This window comes from Nonomuraea sp. MG754425 (genome assembly GCF_021699195.1).
In the GTDB taxonomy this organism is placed as follows: Bacteria; Actinomycetota; Actinomycetes; order Streptosporangiales; family Streptosporangiaceae; genus Nonomuraea.
Map to the genome: position 1 here is coordinate 1 of NZ_SSXE01000163.1, position 22,516 is coordinate 22,516.

The window sequence follows — 22,516 nt, forward strand, 5'->3', positions numbered from 1 at the left end:
GCTCACCACCGACGCCCGAACCAGCCCCCGCCCCCACGCCCGAGTCCGAGTCCGCGTCCGGCTCCATGCCCGCCCTCACGCCCGAGTCGGGTCCCGTGCCCGGCCCCGCGTCGAGGGCCGCGCCCGAACCGGCCGCCCCTCCTGAACCCTCGCCTTCACCGGCGGCCTCGGCACGGGCGGCCTCCAGGCGGGCCGCCGACCTGGCGGCCCGTTCGGCGCGCCCGTCGAGCCACTCCGCCACCCACTGCGGCACCGCCTCCTGGACGGGCACCCCGTCGGCGGACCACAGGAGCAGCAGCCCGAGCGCGTGCTTGCACGGGAACTTCCGGCTCGGGCAACTGCACCGGTAGGCGGGCTCGCGCAGATCGACGGCCGCCAGGTACGGCCTGGCCCCGCTGCCCTTGCACTCCCCGAACAACACCGCGCCCGTCGTGCCGCGCAGCGACCACTTGCCAGCCGCCGCCACCCCCTGCGCCGCCTTCCGGGACGACGCGTCGGGGGCGAGGGCGAGCACCTGATCACGGCTCCACCGTTCAATCACCTGCCGCAGACTAGCCAGCCCGACCGACATTCCGCACCGCCTCCGGACGACCCCGGATCGCCCGCTCACCCCGCCCGGCGAACCTGGAGCGACCCGGCTATGACGCGCCCGCCGAAACTGACATGGCACCGGCGGATCGAACGACGGGGCGACACCCGCGGCCCGGCGGCCGTCACCACCGCGATGGTGCCGGAGGCGACCGCCGGGGACGGCGCAAGCCACGTCGGGCACCTGACGATCGGGAGGAGAGGCATGCGCGGCGGGGTCATCTGTCCGAAATATCATCATAAAATCGGCGGGTGGAATTGCGGATCTACCCCCACGGCCCGTCCACCGAGGTACCCGACGAGGCGGCGGCCCTGGCCAGCCCGCTCGGCGGCCAACTCGTCCTCGACGGCAGCCGCTTCCTACGCAGGGACGTCAAGGGCGCCCCCGTCGCCTTCGTCGAGCGCCCGCCCGTCGCCGCGGCCCTCGACCTCCTCCCCCACCCCGAGGGCGGCTGGTACAGGGAGACGTGGAGGTCGCCGGTGACGTTCGCCCCGGACGGCTACCCGGGGCCGCGGGCCAGCGCCACCGCCATCTACTTCCTGCTGCACCCGGGCGAGGAGTCGGTGCCGCACCTGGTCACGTCGGCGGAGATCTGGCTGTGGCACCGCGGCGGCCCGCTCGCCCTGACGATCGGGGACGAGCGCGTCCTGCTCGGCCCGGACGTCGAGCACGGCCAGGTGCCGCAGGCGGTCGTCCCGGGCGGGGTGTGGCAGTCGGCGAGCCCGGCGGGCGACGCGGCGGTCCTGGTGAGCTGCATCGTCTCGCCGGGCTTCGACTTCGCCGACTTCCACGCCTAGCCACCTGCCCCTGACAAGAGCCCTTGCGGGGCCGCCGCACCTCGGCCGGCAGCCGAGCGACCCCGGCGGCCACGCCGCCCCCTGGCCGCCGCCCTGATCGCCGTCGTCGCCGCTCTGACCCCCGCGACCGCGGCCCACGCCGGCACCTACACCACCGAGGAGCACTGGGACTACGCGGGCTCGGGAGACACCCAGCGCGAATACCGCTGGACGGCCAACCTGGTCTCCACCGAGAGCGCCAACCAGACCCACCCGGTGGTCCGCATCATCCACGGCAAGATCAACGGCCGCGGCGGCCGGCCCTACCTCCAGTGGACGGAGATCTCCGGGACGTACACCGTCAAGGGCCCCAACGGCGAGACGGTCTCCGGCACCTTCCCCACCTCGCGCTGGTCGGTCAGCGACAACCAGCGCGGCTGCAGTTGGGGCAGCGACGTCGCCACGTACCAGCCGGGCAGGTGGACGCTCTCGGTGTCCGTCAACCTGCACGGCTACGACGACCGCCTCTTCAACCGGCCCACCGACTACTACGACTCCTTCACCTACAACGACCGCGTCTTCGAGTACACCACCGGCTGAACCCCGGTAGAACCGGCGCGGTTTCGCCGGGCCGGACGCATCCTGTGCGACACCCGGGCGAAACGCCGACCGCCGGGGGGCGATCGGCGAAAGCCGGTTTACGCGGGGCGCGCTCGCGCAGGAGGTGGGCATGAAGGCCAAGGAATGGACCGTGCGCGTCACGCTCACCGAGTCGGGTGCCGACACCTCGGCGGAGGCGACGCTGACCAGCACGAACGGCGAGCCCGTGACCGGCACCGGCCGGGCACGCCGGAATCCGGCGGACCCCGAGGCGCCGCGGATCGGGGACGAGCTGGCCGCCTCGCGGGCGCTGGCGGACCTGGCCCGGCGGTTGGCGGTCATCGCAAATCACGATATTTCGGAATCGTCGGCGGACACACCCGCGCCCACCCGCTCCTGGTGACCGAGGAAGCGGACACGGGCCGGGCTCGAGGCCGTCGAGGGCACGGGCCGCTCGCTGCTGTCACCGGGGCCTGCCGCGCCGGGTGGCCGAGCCGATACTCCGGCACACGGCCGTCTGACCGGCCGGGCGATCCCGGACGAGCCCTGGGGTAACGTCCTCCTCGGCGCGCCGACCGCACGAGGAGAGACGCATGATCCGTAAGGCCGTGATCCCGGTGGCCGGGCTGGGCACCCGGTTGCTGCCCCTGACCAGGGCGCTGCCGAAGGAGATGTTGCCGATCGGCGACAAGCCGGTCATCGAGCACACCATCCGCGAGCTCGTGGACTCCGGCATCGACGAGATCACGATCGTCACCTCGGCCCGCAAGGAGCTCGTCCAGCGGCACTTCGCCCCGGACGCCGACCTGGAGCGGGAACTGCGCGCGGCGGGCAAGGACGAGCAGGCCGAGGCGGTGGCCGAGCTGTCGTCGCTGGCCCACATCACGTACCTGTACCAGAACGGCCCGTACGGCAACGGCACGCCGGTGCTGAACGCCGCGCGGGTCATCGGCGACGAGCCGTTCATGGTGTTGTGGGCCGACGACGTGTTCGTGGCCGAGGTGCCCCGCGCCCGGCAGCTCAGGGCCGCCTACGAGGCGACGCGGGCGCCCGTGCTGGCCCTGATGCCGATGGCCGTCGAGGACGCCTCCCGGTACGGCGTGCCGATCGTCGAAGAGGACCTGGGCGGCGGCCGGCTGCGCATCTCGGGCCTGGTGGAGAAGCCGCGCCCGGAGGAGGCCCCCTCCCGGTACGCGGCCATCGGCGGCTACGTCGTCACCCCGGGCGTCGTCGCCGAGTTGGAGGCCGCCACGCGCCGCTGGCACGACAGGCCCGAGGGCGAGATCTACCTGACCGACGCCCTGCACCGCCACGCGGCGGCCAACCCGGTGTACGGCCAGGTCATCGACGGCGACTGGTGGGACACCGGCACGCCGCTCAACTACCTGCGGGCGCAGTTCGCCGCGGCGCTCGCCGATCCGGTCCATGGGCCGGAGCTGCGCAAACTGGCCCGGGAGAGCTAGCGTCTACGCAAGAACTTACGAGGAGGGCACGGGTGAGCCGACAAATCGTTTCCATCGTGGGCGGCAAGGACGCGGCGTCCGCGAGCACGTACGACTCGATCAATCCCGCCCGCACGGGCGAGGTCGTGGCGCGGGTCGGCCTGGCGGACGCGGGGACGTTCGCGGCAGCCTGCCGCACCGCCAAGGAGGCGCAGCGCGAGTGGGCCAGGGTTCCGGCGCCGGTGCGCGGCCGGGTGATCGCCTCCATCGGGCGGCTGGTGGAGGCCAACGCCGAGCGGCTGGCCCGGCTGGTGACCGAGGAGATCGGCAAGCCGTACGCCGAGGCGCTGGGCGAGGTCAGGGAGATCGTCGACACCTGCGACTTCTTCCTGGGCGAGGGCCGCAGGCTGTACGGGCAGACGATCCCGTCGGAGATGCCGGACAAGAACCTGTTCACCTTCCGCAACCCGGTCGGGGTGGCGGCGGTGGTGACCGCGGGCAACTTCCCGGTGGCCGTGCCGTCGTGGTACCTGGTCCCGGCCCTGCTGTGCGGCAACGCCGTGGTGTGGAAGCCGGCCGAGTACGCCGCCGCCTCGGCGCACGCCCTGTTCCGGCTGTTCACGGCGGCGGGCCTGCCCGACGGGGTGCTGAACATCGTCTTCGCCGACGGCGCGCAGACCTTCGGCGGCCTGGAAGCGGCCCTCGACGAGGGCACCGTGCAGAAGGTGGGCTTCACCGGCTCCAGCGAGGTGGGCCGCAGGATCGGTGAGCTGACCGGCCGGCACCTGCAGTCGGCCTGCCTGGAGCTGGGCGGCAAGAACCCGATGGTGATCATGCCGGACGCCGACCTCGACCTGGCCGTCGAGGGCGCGCTGTTCTCCGGCTTCGGCACCGCCGGGCAGCGCTGCACCAGCCTCGGCACGGTGATCGTGCACGAGAGCGTGCACGACGAGTTCGTGCGGCGCTTCACCGCGGCGGTCGCCGCGGCCGAGATCGGCGACCCCGGCCAGGACGTGCTGGCGGGCCCGCTGCTCGACCGCAAGTTCGCCGAGCGGTACGAGGAGTACCTGACCTGGATCCAGCCCCACCACACGGTCGTCACCGGCCCGTCCGGGCGGATCACCAAGGACAACCCGCGCGGCGGCTTCGACGGCGGCGAGGGGCTGTTCTACCACCCGGTCGTGGTCGACGGCGTACGGCCGGGAGACCGGCTGTTCATGGAGGAGACGTTCGGCCCGATCGTCGGCGTGACCTCGTTCTCGACCCTGGACGAGGCCCTCGACCTGGCCAACCTGCCCGGCTACGGACTGTCGAGCTCCATCTACACCACCGACCCCAGGAACGCCTTCCGTTTCCGCGAGGGCATCTCGGCCGGCATGGTCAGCGTCAACAACTCCACCTCGGGCGCCGAGGCGCACCTGCCGTTCGGCGGCAACGGCAAGTCGGGCAACGGCAGCCGCCAGTCGGGGGTGTGGGTGCTGGACCAGTTCACCCGCTGGCAGTCGATGAACTGGGACCACTCGGGCCGGCTGCAGAAGGCGCAGATGGACGTGGCGGAGATCGTCCCGGATCTGGACTTCCGCCTGGCATGACGAAACGGGGCCCCGCGTGCGCGGGGCCCCGTCTCGTTCGAACTGTCCGACTGGGCGGGATCAGACCTGGCCGGCCTTCTCCAGGGCCGCGCAGCAGGTGTTCACCAGCAGGCGGGTGACCACGTACGGGTCGATGTTGGCGTTCGGGCGGCGGTCCTCGATGTAGCCCTTCTTGTCCACCTCGACCTGCCACGGGATGCGCACGGAGGCGCCGCGGTTGGAGACGCCGTAGCTGTACTTGTTCCACGGGGCGGTCTCGTGGTGGCCGGTGAGGCGGGACTCGATGTCGGCGCCGTACTGGCTGACGTGCTCGGCCGGCTTGTCACCCTCGCCGAGCGCCTCGCAGGCGGTGATGATGGCCTCGTAGCCCTCGCGCATGGCCTTGGTGGAGAAGTTGGTGTGCGCGCCGGCGCCGTTCCAGTCGCCGCGGGCGGGCTTGGCGTCGAGGGTGGCCTCCACGCCGAACGACTCGGCCGTCCGGTAGAGCAGGTAACGGGCGACCCACAGGTGGTCGGAGACCTCGAGCGGGCTCGCCGGGCCGACCTGGAACTCCCACTGGCCGGGCATGACCTCGGCGTTGATGCCGGAGATCTTCAGGCCGGCGGCGAGGCAGCGGTCGAGGTGCAGCTCGACGATCTCGCGGCCGAACACGGCCTCGGCGCCCACGCCGCAGTAGTAGTGGCCCTGCGGAGCGGGGAAGCCGCCCTCGGGGAAGCCGAGCGGACGGCTGCCCTTGAAGAAGGTGTACTCCTGCTCGATGCCGAACCAGGACTCCTGGGCGGCGTACTGCTCGGCGATGGGGCGCAGCAGGGCGCGGGTGTTGCTGACGTGCGAGTCGCCGTTGATCTCCTCGACCTCGCACAGGACGAGCACGTCGTCGCCGCCGCGGATCGGGTCCGGGCAGGTGAACACCGGGCGGAGCACGCGGTCCGACGAGTGACCCTCGGCCTGGTTGGTGCTGGAACCATCGAAGCCCCAGACCGGCGGCTCGGCTCCGTCGGCAAGGATCTTCGTCTTGGAGCGCAGCAGAGCCGTGGGCTCGGTTCCGTCGATCCAGATGTACTCAGCCTTGTAGCTCACGGCGGTCCTTTCGGGGTGTTTCTCAGCCACGCCGAGTCTTACGGATAGCCGTTTCCCGCTTTTTGCCCGAATGTGAACGCCGTGTTAATCAGCTCGCGCGGGAGCCTCCGAGATCACCCCTCCCGCACGGAGCCGTCGGCGGCGATCGTGAGCACCGCCTGCGGGCTGCCTTCCCCGCAGTCGGGCCCGTTGGGGAAGGTCGCCTTCGGGGTCACCTTGATCGTACGTGCCAGCACCGGCTCCGGGTCCGCGCCCCTGAGCGTCAGCCGCACCTCCACCGGCCGCTTCGGCAGCCCGGTGATCGCGCCGAAGCCGAACTTGCCGCCCGTCCTGACGGCCTCCGCCGAGCAGACCTCTCCCGAGCAGGTCTGGTTGCCCGCCACGGTGGACGGCATCAGCTCCGTGCTCGCCTCCTGGCACGCGCCGTCCCAGCACACCTCCATCGCCAGCGACTCCGCGCGGCCCGCGACCGCTTTGTCCACGTTGACGTGCACGCCCTGGAGACTGCCCCGCGCCGTGCAGACCGTCTCGTTCGAGCAGGCGGTGACGCAGGCGAGCAGGAGCACGATAAGTCGGATCACACCCGGTATGACGTGGGGCCGCCGCCGGTGGTTCAGGGGGCCGTGCGACCATCGAATCGGGGGGATTTGTCATGCACGATCTGTGGTTCGGCGCGTTCCTGTCACCTCGGGCCGACGCGCGCGAGCGGCTGCTGCGGCACGTCACGCTGGCCGAGCGGCTCGGGCTCGACCTGGTGGGGATCCAGGACCATCCGTACGAGCCGGACTTCCTCGACACGTGGACGCTGCTGTCGGCGCTCGCGGCGCGCACCGAGCGGATCCGGCTGGTCCCCGACGTCGTCAACCTGCCGCTGCGCCCGCCCGCCGTGCTGGCCCGCGCCGCCGCCTCGCTCGACCTGCTCAGCGGCGGCCGGGTGGAACTGGGGCTGGGCGCGGGGGCCTGCTGGGACGCGATCGCCGCCATGGGCGGGCGGCGGTTGTCGCCTCCCGAGTCGATCGAGGCGCTGGCCGAGGCCGTCACCGTGCTGCGGGCGTTGTGGACGCCGGGCGCGCCCGTGACGTTCGAGGGCGTCCACCACCGGCTCGGCGGCGCGCGTCCCGGCCCGTTCCCCGCGCACCCGATCGGCATCTGGATCGGCGCGCGCGGGCGCAGGATGCTGGAGCTGACCGGGCGGACGGGCGACGGGTGGCTGGCCTCCTCCTTCTCCAGCCCGCCCGAGGCGGTGGCCGCGCAGGTCAAGGTGCTGGACGCGGCGGCTTCGGACGCGGGGCGCGATCCGGCCTCGATCCGCAAGGTCTACAACGTCGGCGGCTCGTTCGCGCCGCTGCCGGGCCCCGGGTTCCTCGACGGGCCCGCCTCGTTGTGGGCCGAGCAGCTCACGGAGCTGGTGTTCGAGGTGGGGATGACCGGGTTCGTGCTGGCGCCGGGGGTGGCGGCGGAGCGGGAGCTGCGCACGTTCGCGGAGGAGGTCGCGCCGGCCGTGCGGGAGGCCGTGGCCGGGCAGCGTCCCGCGCCCGAGCGGCCCGTCCCGGCCGAGCTGCGCGAGCTGGACGAGGCGGGCCGGCCGCGCGCGCCCGAGCGGGACCCGGCGGCGCTCACGCCCGAGCGGCGGCGGCTCGGGGAGCACCTGGCGCGCGTGCACGACGGCTACCGGCAGGAGCTGCGCCAGGTCAGGGACGCGGTCGAGCAGGTGGCGGCGGACCGGACGGCGGCGCGGGCCTCGATCGACCGGCTGGCCGAGCGGCAGAACCACTGGACGCTCGGCACGTTCTGCGCGACGTTCCGCCGGTTGCTGGCCGTGCACCACACGGTCGAGGGCGAGAACGTGTTCCCGGCCGTGCTGGAGCACGACCCGGCGCTGGCGCCGGTGGTCAAGAAGCTGGAGCGGGAGCACGAGGTGATCGCCGAACTGCTCGGCGGGCTCGACGAGGCGTGCGCGGAGCTGCTGCGGGACCCGTCCGGCATCGACCGGGTCAGGCATGAGGTGGAGCGGGTGGCGGAGGTGCTGACCTCGCACTTCGCCTACGAGGCGGCGGAACTCGCCTACCTGGGATCTACGGCGCGAACGGGGTGAGTTCGGGAACCAGGCGGCCGTCCAGGATCGAGCGGGCCAGCGCGTCGCCCGTGAACGGCGCCATCGTCAGCCCCACCGCGCCGAACCCCGTCACCACGTGCAGCCCCGCCATCCCCGGCACCGGCCCGGCGATCGGGAGCTGCCCGGTCGGCAGCGGGCGCAGCCCGACCCGCGTCTCGATGAGCGTCGCGTCGGCCAGGCCCGGCGCGATCCGCAACGCGTCCGACAGGACCTGCCGCTGCCCGGCCGCCGTCACCCGCGCGTCGAACCCGCTGCCCGTCTCCCGGGTCGCCCCCACCGCGACCCGGGAGTCGTCGAAGGCCACCATGTAGTGGTGCGACAGCGGGTGCACCGACGGCCAGCGGCCGGTGTCCACGCCCTCGACCCGCAGGTGCGTGATCTGGCCGCGCTGCGGCTCGACCGCCAGGCGCACGCCGTACGGCTCCAGCAGCTCGTTGGCCCAGGCGCCCGAGGCGAGCAGCACCGCGTCGGCCGCCACCGGCTCGCCGCCCACCTCGACACGGGGGCCGGGCAGCAGCGTGGCCCGCCCCGTCAGGCACCGGGCACCGTGGTGGGCCGCGCCCTGGAGCAGCGCGTCGCGCATGGTGCGCCCGTCCACCCGCGCGCCGCCCGAGATGAACAGGCCCTCCAGGCCGGGGGCGAGCACGGGGACCAGGGCGCGTACGTCGTCGCCGCCGAGCCGGCGCACCTCGCCCACGATCGCGCCGGCGTCGCGGGCGCGCGCCTCGACGCGGGCCCGCGCCTCGGCCAGCCGGGCGGGGTCCTCGTGCACGAGCAGCGCGCCGCTACGCCGGTAGTCGGTACGCGCCACGCCCGCCTCCGCCAGCAGCCCGAGCACCCGCGGGTAGTAGGCGGCCCCGGCCGCGTACAGGTCATAGAACGGGCCCTCGACGGTGGAGGCCCACGGCGAGATGATGCCCGCGCTCGCCGCCGTGGCCTGCCCGGCGGACCCCGAGTCCACGACCGTGACGGCCGCGCCCCTGCGGGCCAGGGCGAAGGCGGCGCTCACGCCGGCGATCCCGCCGCCGATGACGACTACACGCATGATCCCCTTCCTACCGTACGGCGCTTGGGACCGCGCCCACCGGGTACCACGTGCGACAACACCCGTTCGCGGTCGCCACCCCCTTGCGAGCGCCGGCACACATGGAGCCCTGGAGTGCACGTACCCGCAGCGGTCTGGTGGCTGACGATCCTGGGGATCGCCGGGCTGCTGCTGTTCGACTTCGTCTTCCACGTCCGCAAGGCGCACGTCCCCACGCTGCGCGAGGCGTCGGTGTGGTCGGCCCTGTACGTGGGCATCGCGCTGCTGTTCGGCGTCGGCGTCTGGGTCTTCGGCGGCTCCACCCCGGGAGCGGAGTACTTCGCCGGCTACGTGACGGAGAAGGCGCTGTCGGTGGACAACCTGTTCGTCTTCCTCGTCATCATGTCGAGCTTCAAGGTGCCGCGCGCCGACCAGCAGAAGGCGCTGCTGTTCGGCATCGTCTTCTCGCTGATCGCCAGGACCGGGTTCATCCTGGTCGGGGCGGCCCTGATCAACATGTTCGCGTGGGTGTTCTACCTGTTCGGCCTCATCCTGCTGCTCACGGCGGGCAACCTGATCAAGCCGGAGGGCGAGCAGAGCCACTCCCCCGACAACCTCATGGTCCGCATCGCCCGGCGGCTGCTGCACACCAGCGACGCCTACGACGGCGACAAGCTGTTCACCGTCCAGGACGGCAAGCGCGTCATGACGCCGATGTTGCTCGTGATGATCGCCATCGGCGGCACCGACGTCCTGTTCGCCCTCGACTCGATCCCGGCCATCTTCGGCCTCACCCAGAACGTCTACCTCGTCTTCACCGCGACCGCGTTCTCCCTGCTGGGGCTGCGGCAGCTCTACTTCCTCATCGACGGGCTGCTGGACCGGCTCATCTTCCTCACCTACGGCCTGGCCGTCATCCTGGGCTTCATCGGGGTGAAGCTGATCCTGCACGCGCTGCACGAGAACAACGTGCCGTTCATCAACGACGGCGAGCCGGTGCCGGTCGTGGAGATCAGCACGGGCCTGTCCCTGTCGGTGATCATCGGCGTGCTGGTGGTCACGGTGGTGGCCTCGCTGGCCAGCCCCAAGGGCCGGGCGCAGAACACGGTGTCGGCGGTGCGCCGGCACGCCCAGGAGTACCTCGACGTCGAGCACGACCCGGAGCGGCGCGCGGAACTGTTCGCCAAACTAGGGGCCGAGGAGGAGCAACTACGACGCCTGCCGGCCAAGTACCGCCGGCGCATCCCCGAACAGGACCGCCTGACGGACCTCCTGCACCGCGTCCACGAGGAACACACCCGCACCCACGAATCAGCCCCCGAGCCGGAACATCCCTGAACTGGCTTCGAACGGGGGTGAGGGCCTTCAGGGCGAAGGCCCTCACTGGCTTGCGGGCTAGGTGCGGCGGTCGGTGCCGTTGCCGTCGTAGCCGAGCAGGCGCATGGCCGTGTCCGGGTCCATGGCCGCGGCCAGGAGCTGGGCGCGGGCGTGGGCCTGGTCGCGTTCCTGCTCCGCCTTCGCCTGGGCGCGCCGGATGCCCTTGACCGCGACGTACGCCAGCCCGGCCCCGACGATCCCCGCCACGACCAGGACGAACAGCAGGAACAGCAGGCCCGGCGAGGCGATCCTGGGCAGCGCGCCGCCACCTCCCAGGCCGCCCGTCACCCCGAGGGCCACGATGACGGACAGCGCCACGAGCCCGAGCAGGCTGGCGACGACCACCCAGACCCGGCCCGCCGTCCGCCGCCGCCGGGGCTGCGGTGGGGTGGCGGCGGCCATCACGACGGGCGCCGCCGCCGGCTGCGCCATCCCCGCCCAGGGCACGAAGTCCGGACGGTCGACCGGCTCGCCCGGCCCGGCCGACGGATGGTGCGTGACGGGTCCAGGCCGGCCGCCGGGCGGGCTCATGACCGGGCCCGCCTGGGGCGGCGCCTGCATCACGGGCGGCGAACCGCCCGGGGACACGCCCGGCAACCCGCCCCCGGACACCCCAGGCGAACCACCCGGCGAGCCCGCGGACGCCCCAGGCGAACCGACCGGCGACCCCGGATACCCGACAGGCGAACCGACCGCCGAGCCCGGATACCCGACAGGCACGCCGACGGGCGAACCAGAGGGCGCGCCGGGCGGCGTGATCAGGACGGCCGTAGCGGCGGCGCCGAACACGGCCGGCACCGCCTCGACCGGCTCGTGGCGCGGCAGCTCCCGCTCGATCCTGCTGTGCTCCTTGTGCGCCCTGACCGCGTCGCGGTGGTAGTCCTCCAGTTCCTGGTAGAGCGCGTCGGAGGCGTAGACGGTCCCGTCGACGAGCGGCCCCGGCTCCCCGCGCAGGATGGCGACCACGTCGTCGCCGTTGAGCGTCTTGTGCGTCTCCAGCGCGTGCGCCAGGCAGAGCACCTGCCGCCGGTGCTCCTCGAGCAGTTCCTCGGTCTTCTCCAGCAGCCGTACGAGGTTGAACTCGATGCGCTCGCCCAGCACGTCGGGCGTCAGGTCGGGCGTGCGTCTGGCCGGCTCCCGCTCGGTGATGCCGATGGGCCCGCCCGGGCCGGTCTTGCGCACGGCCTTGCCGCCCATGATCTCCAGTTCCTGGAGCGCGGGCAGCGAGGTGACGCCCGAGCCCATCCCCCAGTACGACTCCATCATCGCGGTCAGGTACGTGGCGGAGTACAGGTCGCCGGAGACGCCGGAGGAGTTGTCCTCGCCGAAGAACATGCGCTCTCCGGCCAGCGAGGCCAGGGAGACCATGATGTCGGCCTCGTGCTCGGACTTCCACCGGGTGAACTGGTCCTCGGGCTTGATCGAGGCGACCATGCCCAGATAGTCGGCCCCCTTCTCGATCGTGGCGATGTCGATCTCGAGGTGGAAGCGGGTCACGTACGCGACGACGGCGTGGCACGCTTCGTGCACGGCCACGGCGTGCCGCTCGCGCTCGATGTACTCGACGTCCTCGGGCGGGCCGAGTTGCTTGAGCCGCTTGGCGCGCAGCACGTCCGACCAGGTGATGACCTCGCGGCCGTCCCGGATGGCGGTGATGAGCGACTCGTTGACCAGGTCCTTGATCGTGGCGCCGGTGGCGTACGGGGTGATCGTGGCGAGCTTGTCGATCTGCGCGGGGGTGAGCTCGTGCTCGACCTTGTCGAAGTACCCCTGGTAGGTGCGCACCCGCCCGGCCTTGGACGGGTAGCCGACCTTGTAGATGCGGTCGATGCGGCCGGGCCGCAGCAGCGCCTCGTCCAGCGCGTCGGGCCGGTTGGTGGCCATCATGACGAGGATGCGGTACTTGGGCGGCGGTTTGGGGCGCATGCCGAGCAGCCTGCGCACCAGCCGGTTGAAGAAGCCGCGCGGCTTCTTCAGGCCCGATAACTCGGTCAGCAGCGCCTGGAGGGTGCCGGGGTCGCCGCTGTTCATCATGCCTCCGCCCATGACGAAGCGGTTGCGGCGGCCCGGCTCCTCCTCCTCGCCGCCGCGCCGGCCTCGGGAGGCGAGCGCCTGACGGGTGGGCTCGGACAGGTAACTCATGCCGTGACAGCCGTCGAAGCCCATGTGCCCGGCGAAGCCGCCGCCCTGTCCGGGCGGGCCCTGCTGGGCCAGCCGGCCGCGCTTGCCGAGCGAGTCGGCCTCGTCGAAGAAGACGATCACGCCGCCGTACCGGAGTGCCAGCTTGCGCAGCTTCCTGAACAGCCCTTTGACCTTGAGGATGCCGATGCCCATGAACATGTTCGTGAACGCGCCCGGATCCACGAACACGTACGGCTTGCCGGTCTCGCCGGCGACGGCCTCGGCCATCAGGGTCTTGCCGGTGCCCGGCGGGCCCCACAGCAGCAGGCCGCTGGGGACGTACCCGCCGCGCCGCTCGATCTCGTCCGGCCGCTCCAGGAAGACGATGTTCTCCTGGACGCGCTCGACCACGTGGTCCTGCCCCCACACGTCGCCGAAGCGGGTCTTGATGTCGTCGGGGAAGTACGTCTCGACGCCGCCCCTGGACAGGAACCAGAACAGGCCGACGAACTGGATGATGACGAAGAAGAACAGGAAGACGATCTGCAGGAAGAACGGCAGCGCCTGCCACAGCAGCGCGGGCGCCTGCAGCAGCGCGGTGAACGGGCTGACGTCCAGCACCGCGCCCAGCACCAGGGCGATCAGCGTGACGAAGAAGAGGATCTTCAGGGCGCGGGCCAGCCGGAAGCGCGTCCAGTCGTCGAAGCGGCGGTGCGTCCAGCGCTCGAACCCGCCGAAGACCTTCTGGCTCCAGAAGCGGTGGTAGGCCGACCAGTGCTCGCTGACGAGGAAGTGCGACTGCCTGACGAGTTCCGCGCCGAGCAGCCAGAAGATCCACTGGTACTCCGTCGCGATGCGGCGCGCGGCCTCGGGGAAGGACACGATGCCCTCGAAGTCGGCCATCACCTTCCAGGTCAGGACGAGGTAGGCGAGCACGAGGGCGATGAGGAACTTGCTCCGGTCCCAGAGCTGCATCTTCTTCCTGGTCACGGATTCGGGATCGGTGGGCCCGCTGCCGGGGGCGCGCAGCCCTTCGTGATGCGTCGTCGTGGTCAATGAAGCTCCCTCATCCGGGCAGCCTGAGCAGCTTGAAAGAACTCGCGATCCGGTCGAACTCGCCGGAGCGCGTCCGGTAGCAGTTCGCCTGGCAGCCGATGAGCATGACGGAGACCGTGGCGCCCCGCTCGTCGAGGATGGCGGTGTGGTCGAACGTCTGGATGTCCGCGCCGATCCGGTAGTTGAACCGGACGTGCACTCCCCTGGCGCCGCCGTCCAGGGTCAGCACCTCGTCGCTGAGGGGCTCGAAGCCGCTGAACATGGGCGGCCGGCCGGTCTGCAGGGCCTGCTGCAGGTAGGCCGCGCGCACCTCATCCGTCACCGGCAGGATGAAGTCGCGCAGCCGGTCCAGGGAGACCCCGTCCCGCTGGTCCTCCGTGAGCTGGTGCACGGTGGCGTAGACGAACGGCTCCGCCGAGCCGAGCAGGTGGTTGACCGACGGATCCGATGACTGGTCGAAGGCGGTCGACCAGACCCGCTGCGCGCGCAGCAGCGCCGCCTGCGAGCCGGGGTGGTCGCCGGACAGGTACAGCTCGATGGGGTAGGCGTCGAGCTGCGTGAACGAGGCGGGCACCTTGAAGTACGTCGTGCCGCCCTTGTCGCGTACGTACGTGAACTCCGGCTGCCCGCAAGCGGACAACGCCAGGACCGCGGTGATGAGCGCGGCCAAAGCCCGTGTCCTTTTCACCAGGGCTTACCTCCGCATGACGGACCAACGGAGTTGTTGTGCCCGCTTTGGCGGGAAATCAGCTCATCAGAGGATGAGAAATCTTGACCAAATCTTGCCCATGCATTGGCTTTACTTGTAACAGATCAAAAACTCCCTCCGTGCTGGAACGACGGCGCTCCGCAACAACGTCTACGCAACCCATTGGTTCGGCGCGTGAAGTAGCGAAAGATATGAGGATCTCCTCATCGACACTCCTGGAGCCGACTATGAGAGAACCCGCCATGGAGACCGTGGACTCCTTCGGCATGATGGCCGAACGCCAGTTCGCCGACGTGTGGTCGCGGGAGGCCCTGTCGGTCAGGGAGCGCCGCCTGCTCCTGCTCGGGCTGCTGGTCGGCCAGGGGCTGCACGAGATGACGGACGTCCAGCTCGACGTGGCCCTGCGGGCCGGTGAGCTGAACGAGACCGAGTTGCGCGAGGTCGTGGTGTTCCTGTCGCACTACGCGGGCTGGGCCAGGGGCGCGAAGCTGAACGATCAGGTGGAGACGCTGATCGAGCTGGTCAGGCAGGCTCGATCCGATAGATCGGACCCTGCAGGCTGAGCGCGTACAGCTCGCCGTCGGGGCCCTCGCCGAACGAGGAGAGCTGCTCCACCCTGCCGATCTCGGCCGAGTCCTGTGGAGAGCCGGCGGGCGCGGCCCTGACCCAGCCGGCGCAGAAGTCGCCGTACAGGAACTGCCCCCGCAGCCAGGAGATCTTCGCTCCCCGGTAGACGTATCCGGCGATCACCGAACAGGTGCCGCCCTCGCCCAGCGGGTAGACGATCACCGGGTCGACCGGGTCGGCCGGCTCGCCGTCGCGGAAGGGCGCCTTGCCCTCGCGCACGTTCCAGCCGTAGTTCTCGCCGCCCTTGGAGGCGGCCGGCTGGTGGTCGACCTCCTCCCACGCGTTCTGCCCCACGTCGCCGATCCACAGATCGCCGGTGCCGCGGTCGAAGCTGAAACGCCACGGGTTGCGCAGGCCGTAGGCCCAGATCTCCGGCCGCGCGCCCGCCCGGCCGGCGAACGGGTTGTCGCGCGGCACCGCGTACGGCTCGCCGCGCGGGTCGATGCGCAGGATCTTGCCGAGCAGCGTGCCCAGGTTCTGGCCGTTGCCCTGGGGGTCGCCGCCGCTGCCGCCGTCGCCGAAGGCGATGTAGAGGTGGCCGTCGGGGCCGAAGGCGAGCTGGCCGCCGTTGTGGTTGGGGTAGGGCTGGTCCTGCTTGAGCACGTCGCGCCGGGCGGTGGCCCGTTCGCCGTCGTAGGCCCACTCGGTGATGTGGGTGTGGCCCTGGGCGTCGGTCCAGTCGAGGTAGACCCAGCGGCCCGTGGGGTGGAAGGCGACGCCGAGCAGGCCCTGCTCGTTGCCCGTGCTCACCTCCCGGGACAGGTCGATGACGGTCCGGCCGTCGGTGGTGCGCAGCCGGCCCGACTGCTCGGCCACGTAGAGCCGGTCGTCGCCCTCGCGCACGGCGAGGGCCACCGGCTGGTCCAGTTCGGCGATCTCGCGCAAGCGCAGCTCGCCGCGCCCGCCTTCCCCGGGGCTGGACGGTGAGCTCGCGGGGGCGGAGGTGGCCGAGGTGGGGGGCTCCTCGGGCGTGCAGGCGGTCAGGGACGCGAGGAGGAGCACAGCCACGGCTAGGCGCACGTAAGCCATCCTGCCACGGGCGTTAGGGTGCAGGCATGCCAACCGCATTGATCACTGGCGCGACCGCGGGCATCGGCGCCGCCTTCGCCCGTCACCTTGCCGCCGAAGCGTACTCCCTCGTCCTCGTGGCCCGCGACGAGCTCCGCCTGGCGCGGATCGCCGACCAGCTCAAGCTCAGGTACGGCGTGACCGTCGAGGTGCTGCCCGCCGACCTGGCGACCGAGCAGGGCCTGGAGCGGGTCGAGGCGAGATTGCGTGCGGGCGTCGACCTGCTGGTCAACAACGCCGGGTTCGGCAACGCGGGGCATTTCCCGCACGTGCCGGTCGAGCGCGAGGTGCGCATGCTCAAGGTGCACTGCGAGGCCGTGCTGCGACTGACGCTGGCGGCGCTGCCCGGCATGCGGGAACGCGAGCGGGGTGCGATCGTGAACGTGGCGTCCGTGGCGGCGTTCTTCACGCGGGGCACCTACAGTGCGTCCAAGGCGTGGGTGGTGAACTTCAGCGAGTCGGCGGCGAACGAGGTGCGCGGCTCGGGTGTACGGATCATGGCGTTGTGCCCCGGGTTCGTACGCACCGAGTTCCATCAGCGGGCCTCGATGGACACCTCGGGCATCCCGTGGTTCCTGTGGCTGAAGGCCGACGACGTGGTGCGGGAGGGCATGCGCGACCTCGCGCTCGGCCGCCGGGTGTCGGTCCCCGACCTGCGCTACAAGCTCATCGTCGGCATCGGCCGGCTCGTGCCGCGCGGCCTGCAGGCGTTGGTGTCGCAGCGGATCGGCCGCTGAGCCCGTCCGCGGTGGGGCTCCGGACGAAAAAACGGGCCCCCGCCGCGGGAGGGGGTCGCGGTGGGGGCCCTGGCGACCGCGGGCTCACGCCCGCGGCCGGGAACGGGATGTCAGCGGTTGGCCTCGTGGCCGATGGCCAGGCCCGAGGTCTGGTCGAAGAAGTGCAGGTTGTGCGCGTCGAGGACCAGGTCGATGCTCTGGCCGGGACGCACGTGGCTGCGGGCGTTGACGCGGGCGGTCCACAGGGACTTGTCGCCCGACAGCGGCAGCGAGGCGTCCTCGTCGTCGCCCGAGTCGGCGGCGGCGACGGTGTCCTTGTGCTCCAGCGGCGGGGCGTCGATCAGGAACAGCACGTTGATCTCGGAGCCCAGCTCCTCGGTGACCTCCGCCTTGACGGACAACGTGGCCCAGGTGTCGGCGTGGCTGCCGGCGGAGGCGGCGTCCTCGAAGTCGGAGGGGCGGATGCCGAGGACGACCGTCTTGCCGATGTACTGGTCGAGGCCGGGCTTGTCGGAGAAGGTCGACTCGGGGATGGCCAGCTTGATGCCGGCGAAGGAGACGGCGGGGCCGTCGTCGCCGCGGACCAGTTCGGCCGCGACGAAGTTCATCGAGGGCGAGCCCATGAAGCCGGCCACGAACAGGTTCACCGGCTTGTCGAACAGGTTCTGCGGGGTGTCCACCTGCTGCAGCAGGCCGTCGCGCAGCACGCAGACGCGGTCGCCGAGGGTCATGGCCTCGACCTGGTCGTGGGTGACGTACACGGTGGTGACGCCGAGGCGCTCGTGCATCTGGTTGAGCGAGGCGCGCATGGAGACGCGGAGCTTGGCGTCCAGGTTGGACAGCGGCTCGTCCATGAGGAAGGCCTGCGGCTCACGGACGATGGCGCGGCCCATGGCGACACGCTGGCGCTGACCACCGGAGAGGGCGGCCGGCTTGCGCTTGAGGTAGGTCTCGAGGCCGAGCATCTTGGCGGCATCGTTGACGCGCTTCTGGATCTCCGCCTTCGGCATCTTGCGGAGCTTGAGGCCGAAGGCGAGGTTCTCCTCGACCGTCATGTGGGGGTAGAGCGCGTAGTTCTGGAAGACCATCGCGATGTCGCGGTCCTTCGGCGGGAGGTGGTTGACCACCTTGTCGCCGATGGCGATCTCGCCGCCGCTGATGTCCTCCAGGCCGGCGATCATCCGGAGCGCGGTCGACTTACCGCAACCGGAGGGGCCGACCAGCACCATGAACTCGCCGTCCTTGATTTCAAGGTTGAGCCCGTTCACAGCCTTTACGCCACCGGCGTAGATCTTGTCGACGTTCGTCAGAACGATGGATGCCATGACATTCCTTCGCGCTCCAGGGCACAAGCCCGGACGTTGGTTCTGAGGGACACGCGGGCGGGTCCCTGCTCCCCGCTCACGTGGATACGTTTTCAAGCATCTCACCCGAAAGGGACATCGGTGTCAAGAGTTACCGTGTGACCAGCCTTTGCGGGAAGGGGTGGCTTCCCGTTCTCCTGGAATCATGATGGAATCGTTTCCATGGAGAAGCGGGCGACGATCAAGGATGTGGCCGAGGCGGCCGGCGTGGGCGTCGCGACCGTGTCCCGGGTGCTCTCGGGCGGCTCGGCCAGCCCGCGCACCAGGGAGCGGGTGCTGGCCGTCGCCGCGCAGCTCGACTACCGTCCCAGCGCGCTCGGCCGCAACCTGCGTCAGCGCCGTACGGGCGGCATGGGCCTGCTCGTCCCCGACCTGACCGACACCTTCCACGCCCAGCTCGCCGAGGGCGTGCTCGCCTGCGCCCGCTCGGCCGGCGAGCCGGTGCTGATCGGCTCCACCGCCGGCGACCCCGAGCAGGAGGCCGAGCTGATCGGCATGCTCCTGGAGCAGAGCGTGGACCGCCTCATCGCCGTCCCCACCGGCGACGAGGACACCTGGGCCCCGGCGCTCCGGGCGGGCATGACCGTCGTCTTCGCCGACCGCCTGCCCGCCCGGCCGTCCCCGGAGGACGACGACCCCGCCGCCGTGGCCGTGAACGACCTCAGGGTGCTCGACGGCCTCTCCCCCGCCCGGCCCGCGCCGGTCCGCGCGCTCGACGTGCCGTCCGTGGTGGCCGACGACCGGGCGGGCATCCGCACGGCGGTCCGCTACCTGCGGGGGCTCGGCCACAAGCGCATCGCCTTCCTCGGCGGCCCCGGCCACGACCGGCGGGCGGCGGCGTTCGGTGAGGCGGTGGGCCCGCCGGTGGACGAGGACCTCGTCGTGTTCGGCACGGGCAGCCGCGACTCCGCCTACGCCGCCGCCTCCGGCCTGTTCCAGAGCCGTCCGGACCTGTCGGCGGTGGTGGCCGCGGGCAACGTGCTCGGGGAGGCCGCGGTGCTGGCGGCCAGGGAGCTCGACCTGCGGGTGCCGCGCGACGTGTCGCTCGTGATGTACGACGACGTGCCCTGGGCCGAGCTGTGCGCCCCGCCGCTGACGGTGATCGCCCAGCCGGGCCGCGACATGGGCTACCGGGCCGCCGAACTGGTGCTGCGCTCCGGTCCCAGGAGGCCGCGTTCCGTCGTCCTGCCCACGGAGCTGATCATCAGGGGCAGTTGCGGCCCCCGCCGCTGATGCAAGCTACCGGGTCGGCTGATCGGGCAGAACTCGGTGCCTGGTAGCCGCTACCGGGCCCCGCTGTAGCGGCGCGGCAGGATCAGCACGGGGTTGTCGTCGAGGATCACCTCGGGCGGCCCGAATCGCGCCGCGGCCCGCCTGACCTCCGGCTCGTCGAGCAGCAGCAGCCGCCCGCGCTCGACGAACGTGTTCCCGTCCACGACCACGGTCGGCCGGTCCACCTGGATGTCGCAGTGCGCGAAGCCCGGCCCCGTCGTGACCGGCTCGCCGTCGGTCAGGCCGTCGATGCCGCAGTAGAAGGCCCCGGCGTGCTTCTCCCGTTCGAACTGGGTGCCGCCCGCGATGCGGACCTTCGGGTTCAGGCCGAACAGGCCGTGGCGCAGGTAGAAGCCGCCGGGCGCGTAGCGGCGGAGCTGCTCGGCGGCGGCCCCGCCCTCGATCTTGCGGACCAGGTTGCCTTCGAGCGTGATGCGCAGCGGCTCCTCCGGCACGCCGGTGACGGTGCTGTCCTCGACGACGATCACGCCCTCGGTGCCGGTCGGCCAGAAGTTCACGCCCCCGTACGGGAACGGCCGCCAGTCGCCCGGACGCAGCCCGGCGGGGCCCGGGTCCTCGAAGGTCAGGCCCGAGAACGTCACGTCGGTGCCGCGCTCGGAGGTCACCCTGATCGAGGAGGCCCCCGCGAGCTGCCGCAGCGCCGCGGCCACCAGCGCGTAGAAGACGTCGGCCGGCAGCCGGGCGCCGGTCAACAGGGCGCCGGCGGTGGCCGTCATGTGCAGGGACACGAACCGGGCCTGGCGCGCCCCGATCTGGTCGAAGAACAACGGGGCCGTGTGCACCTCGCCCCACCAGGTGCCGCCGATCACGACGTCGGCGTTGTGGAAGGCGGCCGTCTCGATCGGCAGCTCCGCCTCACGGTCCCAGCCGCCCGCGCTGAACGGCGGCACCGACAGGATGCGCACGTCGGCGTCGCGCAGGGCCGCCGCCGCGGCGATGGCCTGCACGACGACCGGATCGACGGTGTGCTCCATCAGCAGCAGCACCCGCTCGCCCGCCGCCAGCCCCACGTAGTCGCACAGGTTGCGCACGCCGGGCATCAACTCGACGATCGAGTACGGAGCCACGGCAGGCTCGTTGACGTAGCTGAAGGGCGAACCCGAGTACGGGTTGATCGTCATCGCGCGCTCCCTGCGGATCGGGGTCCAAGCCGACAATGCATATCGATACCCAGCAGAGGCGGACACGTATCGCATTCGTTCCATCACTCTTCGAAACGGTCTTCCGGTGCGCTCCTTCGCTGACCGGCTAATACAGTCTTTCGTGTGCTTTACGGCAGAACGGCGGAGCTCGCCGCCATCGACGAGGTGATCTCCCGGGCGCGCGCCGGCGCGGGCGCCGCCCTGGTGCTGCGCGGCGAGGCCGGCGTGGGCAAGACGGCCCTGCTGGAGGCGGCCGGCGCGCGGGGCGACGGGATGCCCGTGCTGCGCGCCACCGGCGTCGAACCCGAGTCCGACCTCGCCTTCGCCACCCTGCACCGGCTGCTGCGACCGGTCACCGGACTGCTCGACACGCTCCCCGGGCCGCAGCGCGCGGCCGTGGGCGGCGCGCTCGGGCTGACCGGGGCCGCGTCCGGCGACCGTTTCCTGCTGGGGGCCGGGGTCCTGTCGCTGCTCGCGGAGGCGGCGGCCCCCGACGGGCTGGTGTGCGTGGTGGACGACCTCCCGTGGGTGGACCGCGCCTCGGCCGACGCCCTGCTGTTCGCCGCCAGGCGGCTGGGCACGGAACGCGTCGCGATGTTGTTCGGGGTGCGGGGGGACATGCCGGTCAAGGGCGTGCCGTCGGTGACGGTGGACGGGCTGTCCGAGCCGGCCGCGGCCGAACTCCTGGACGCCGACGTCGCGACGCCGGCCCGGCCCGGACGGGACGGCATCGGGCCGGCGGTCCGGCGAGAACTGGTCGCGCTGACGGCGGGCAACCCCCTGGCGCTGCGCGAGACCGTCCGGCGGCTGACGCCGGGCCAGCTCGCCGGTCGCGAGCCGCTCCCCGACCCGCTGCCCGGTGGCACCCGGCTCTTCGGCGAGCAGGTGGCCGCACTGACCCCCACCACCCGCACGGTCGCCCTGCTCGCGGCCCTCGAAAGCGACCTTGACCTCGTACTGCGCGCCGCCGCAAGCCTCCCGCCCCTCCACGACACGAACCTCACGAGCGAGCACCTCACAGGCGAGGACTTCACGAGCGCGAGCCTCACGAGCGAGGACTTCACGGGCGAGCACCTCACGGGCGCGAGCCTCCAGGGCGTAGGACTCCAGGGCATGGGCCTTCACGGCACCGACCCCCAGGACACGGCCCCCCAGGACGCGGGCCCCCAAGACGCGGGCCTCCGGAGCGTGGGGCTCCACGGCGTGGGGGCGGCGGAGGCTGGGCGGGTGGCGGTGGATGAGCTTGAGGCGGCCGGGCTCGCGTCGGTGACCGGGTCGAGCGTGCGCTTCCGTCACCCCCTCGTCCGCTCGGCCGTGTACGAGGCGGCGACCCCGGCCGCCCGGCGGCGCGCGCACGCGGTGCTGGCCGGGCCCGCGGACGGCGACCGCCGCGCCTGGCACCTGGCCGCCGCCACGCTGGGCCAGGACGAGGCCGCCGCCACCGCGCTGGCCGAGACCGCCGCCCGCGCGCGCGACCGCGGCGGGTACGGCGACGCCGCCACCGCCCTGGCCAGGGCCGCCGAGCTGACCCCCGACCCCCGCGCCAGGGCGGTACGGCTGAAGGACGCGGCCGTCTCCGCTTGGCTCGGCGGCCGTCCCGGGCAGGCGGAGTCGCTGCTCGCCGACGCCCGCGAGCAGGCCGGCCGGGACGCCCGCCTGGAGGCGGAGATCGCCCAGCTCCGCGGCCGGTTCGAGCTGAACTCCGGCAACGCCGCCGAGGCGGTCCGGATCCTGATGGCCGGCGACAGCCTCACCATGCTGGCCGACGCCTCCGAGGCGGCCTCGTACGCGGGCGACGTCGCG

General features: G+C 72.0%; 20 protein-coding genes. 11 read left to right on the plus strand and 9 right to left on the minus strand.

Going from position 1 to position 22,516, the window contains the following annotated elements:
- Nucleotides 1-541 (minus strand): SWIM zinc finger family protein (locus FAF44_RS39825; protein ID WP_237108556.1); only part of this gene is annotated, 541 nt, incomplete at its 3' end.
- Nucleotides 542-840: 299 nt separating this feature from the next.
- On the opposite strand from FAF44_RS39825, the gene FAF44_RS39830 reads away from it, so the two are divergent.
- From FAF44_RS39830 to FAF44_RS39850, 5 genes are all read left to right on the plus strand, one after another.
- Nucleotides 841-1,386 carry a cupin domain-containing protein gene (locus FAF44_RS39830; RefSeq protein ID WP_237108557.1) on the plus strand — a complete coding sequence of 182 codons (546 nt, stop codon included), beginning with the start codon at nt 841-843 and terminating at the stop codon, nt 1,384-1,386.
- Between the two features lie 255 nt (nt 1,387-1,641).
- Complete coding sequence (locus FAF44_RS39835; RefSeq protein ID WP_237108558.1) at nt 1,642-1,965, plus strand: hypothetical protein; 324 nt, start codon at nt 1,642-1,644, stop codon at nt 1,963-1,965.
- Nucleotides 1,966-2,095: 130 nt separating this feature from the next.
- Nucleotides 2,096-2,368, plus strand: coding sequence for a DUF1876 domain-containing protein (locus FAF44_RS39840; protein ID WP_237108559.1), 273 nt, complete (start codon nt 2,096-2,098; stop codon nt 2,366-2,368).
- A gap of 190 nt (nt 2,369-2,558) precedes the next feature.
- Nucleotides 2,559-3,428, plus strand: a complete 870-nt coding sequence (locus tag FAF44_RS39845) for a UTP--glucose-1-phosphate uridylyltransferase (RefSeq protein ID WP_237108560.1) — start codon at nt 2,559-2,561, stop codon at nt 3,426-3,428.
- Nucleotides 3,429-3,460: 32 nt separating this feature from the next.
- Complete coding sequence (locus FAF44_RS39850) at nt 3,461-4,999, plus strand: aldehyde dehydrogenase family protein (protein ID WP_237108561.1); 1,539 nt, start codon at nt 3,461-3,463, stop codon at nt 4,997-4,999.
- A gap of 60 nt (nt 5,000-5,059) precedes the next feature.
- Here FAF44_RS39850 and glnII read toward each other — a convergent pair whose 3' ends face one another.
- Both glnII and FAF44_RS39860 read right to left on the minus strand, forming a co-directional pair.
- Nucleotides 5,060-6,079: a glutamine synthetase gene (gene glnII, locus FAF44_RS56090; protein WP_237108562.1), complete on the minus strand. Its 1,020-nt coding sequence runs from the start codon at nt 6,077-6,079 to the stop codon at nt 5,060-5,062.
- Between the two features lie 113 nt (nt 6,080-6,192).
- Nucleotides 6,193-6,660, minus strand: a complete 468-nt coding sequence (locus FAF44_RS39860; protein ID WP_237108563.1) for a hypothetical protein — start codon at nt 6,658-6,660, stop codon at nt 6,193-6,195.
- Nucleotides 6,661-6,731: 71 nt separating this feature from the next.
- Between FAF44_RS39860 and FAF44_RS39865 the strand changes: the two genes are divergently transcribed.
- Nucleotides 6,732-8,174 carry an LLM class flavin-dependent oxidoreductase gene (locus FAF44_RS39865; protein WP_237108564.1) on the plus strand — a complete coding sequence of 481 codons (1,443 nt, stop codon included), beginning with the start codon at nt 6,732-6,734 and terminating at the stop codon, nt 8,172-8,174.
- Here FAF44_RS39865 and FAF44_RS39870 read toward each other — a convergent pair.
- Nucleotides 8,155-9,240 (minus strand): FAD-binding oxidoreductase, encoded by a 1,086-nt coding sequence (locus FAF44_RS39870; RefSeq protein ID WP_237108565.1) that lies wholly within the window; start codon nt 9,238-9,240, stop codon nt 8,155-8,157. The genes FAF44_RS39865 and FAF44_RS39870 overlap by 20 nt on opposite strands.
- Before the next feature lie 114 nt (nt 9,241-9,354).
- Between FAF44_RS39870 and FAF44_RS39875 the strand changes: the two genes are divergently transcribed.
- On the plus strand, nt 9,355-10,557 hold the full coding sequence (locus tag FAF44_RS39875) for a TerC family protein (protein WP_237108566.1): 1,203 nt from the start codon (nt 9,355-9,357) through the stop codon (nt 10,555-10,557).
- A gap of 57 nt (nt 10,558-10,614) precedes the next feature.
- Here FAF44_RS39875 and FAF44_RS39880 read toward each other — a convergent pair whose 3' ends face one another.
- Nucleotides 10,615-13,773 (minus strand): AAA family ATPase, encoded by a 3,159-nt coding sequence (locus FAF44_RS39880; protein WP_237108567.1) that lies wholly within the window; start codon nt 13,771-13,773, stop codon nt 10,615-10,617.
- Nucleotides 13,774-13,783: 10 nt separating this feature from the next.
- Nucleotides 13,784-14,443, minus strand: coding sequence for a hypothetical protein (locus tag FAF44_RS39885; protein ID WP_237108568.1), 660 nt, complete (start codon nt 14,441-14,443; stop codon nt 13,784-13,786).
- Nucleotides 14,444-14,709: 266 nt separating this feature from the next.
- Between FAF44_RS39885 and FAF44_RS39890 the strand changes: the two genes are divergently transcribed.
- Nucleotides 14,710-15,045: a carboxymuconolactone decarboxylase family protein gene (locus FAF44_RS39890; protein ID WP_237108569.1), complete on the plus strand. Its 336-nt coding sequence runs from the start codon at nt 14,710-14,712 to the stop codon at nt 15,043-15,045.
- On the opposite strand, the gene FAF44_RS39895 is transcribed toward FAF44_RS39890, so the two are convergent.
- Nucleotides 15,005-16,117 carry a sorbosone dehydrogenase family protein gene (locus tag FAF44_RS39895; RefSeq protein ID WP_237108570.1) on the minus strand — a complete coding sequence of 371 codons (1,113 nt, stop codon included), beginning with the start codon at nt 16,115-16,117 and terminating at the stop codon, nt 15,005-15,007. The two genes, FAF44_RS39890 and FAF44_RS39895, sit on opposite strands and share 41 nt — an antisense overlap.
- 47 nt (nt 16,118-16,164) lie before the next feature.
- On the opposite strand from FAF44_RS39895, the gene FAF44_RS39900 reads away from it, so the two are divergent.
- Complete coding sequence (locus tag FAF44_RS39900) at nt 16,165-16,914, plus strand: SDR family oxidoreductase (RefSeq protein WP_237108571.1); 750 nt, start codon at nt 16,165-16,167, stop codon at nt 16,912-16,914.
- A 110-nt stretch (nt 16,915-17,024) separates the two neighbouring features.
- Here FAF44_RS39900 and FAF44_RS39905 read toward each other — a convergent pair whose 3' ends face one another.
- The gene (locus tag FAF44_RS39905) at nt 17,025-18,239 is read right to left on the minus strand and encodes an ABC transporter ATP-binding protein (RefSeq protein WP_237108572.1); all 1,215 of its coding nucleotides are present in this window, start codon (nt 18,237-18,239) and stop codon (nt 17,025-17,027) included.
- A gap of 201 nt (nt 18,240-18,440) precedes the next feature.
- On the opposite strand from FAF44_RS39905, the gene FAF44_RS39910 reads away from it, so the two are divergent.
- Complete coding sequence (locus FAF44_RS39910; RefSeq protein WP_237108573.1) at nt 18,441-19,511, plus strand: LacI family DNA-binding transcriptional regulator; 1,071 nt, start codon at nt 18,441-18,443, stop codon at nt 19,509-19,511.
- Between the two features lie 50 nt (nt 19,512-19,561).
- Here the strand turns inward: FAF44_RS39910 and FAF44_RS39915 are convergent, their stop codons facing one another.
- Nucleotides 19,562-20,692, minus strand: coding sequence for a hypothetical protein (locus FAF44_RS39915; RefSeq protein ID WP_237108574.1), 1,131 nt, complete (start codon nt 20,690-20,692; stop codon nt 19,562-19,564).
- Between the two features lie 144 nt (nt 20,693-20,836).
- Between FAF44_RS39915 and FAF44_RS39920 the strand changes: the two genes are divergently transcribed.
- Nucleotides 20,837-22,516 (plus strand): AAA family ATPase (locus tag FAF44_RS39920; RefSeq protein ID WP_237108575.1); only part of this gene is annotated, 1,680 nt, incomplete at its 3' end.

Excerpts from the sequence above, each read along its gene's own strand:
- FAF44_RS39845 (WP_237108560.1), top strand. The coding sequence starts at position 2,559 with ATGATCCGTAAGGCCGTGATCCCGGTGGCCGGGCTGGGCACCCGGTTG.
- FAF44_RS39890 (WP_237108569.1), top strand. The coding sequence starts at position 14,710 with ATGAGAGAACCCGCCATGGAGACCGTGGACTCCTTCGGCATGATGGCC.
- FAF44_RS39910 (WP_237108573.1), top strand. The coding sequence starts at position 18,441 with ATGGAGAAGCGGGCGACGATCAAGGATGTGGCCGAGGCGGCCGGCGTG.
- FAF44_RS39865 (WP_237108564.1), top strand. The coding sequence starts at position 6,732 with ATGCACGATCTGTGGTTCGGCGCGTTCCTGTCACCTCGGGCCGACGCG.
- FAF44_RS39870 (WP_237108565.1), bottom strand. The coding sequence starts at position 9,240 with ATGCGTGTAGTCGTCATCGGCGGCGGGATCGCCGGCGTGAGCGCCGCC.
- FAF44_RS39915 (WP_237108574.1), bottom strand. The coding sequence starts at position 20,692 with ATGACGATCAACCCGTACTCGGGTTCGCCCTTCAGCTACGTCAACGAG.
- FAF44_RS39840 (WP_237108559.1), top strand. The coding sequence starts at position 2,096 with ATGAAGGCCAAGGAATGGACCGTGCGCGTCACGCTCACCGAGTCGGGT.
- FAF44_RS39900 (WP_237108571.1), top strand. The coding sequence starts at position 16,165 with ATGCCAACCGCATTGATCACTGGCGCGACCGCGGGCATCGGCGCCGCC.
- FAF44_RS39905 (WP_237108572.1), bottom strand. The coding sequence starts at position 18,239 with ATGGCATCCATCGTTCTGACGAACGTCGACAAGATCTACGCCGGTGGC.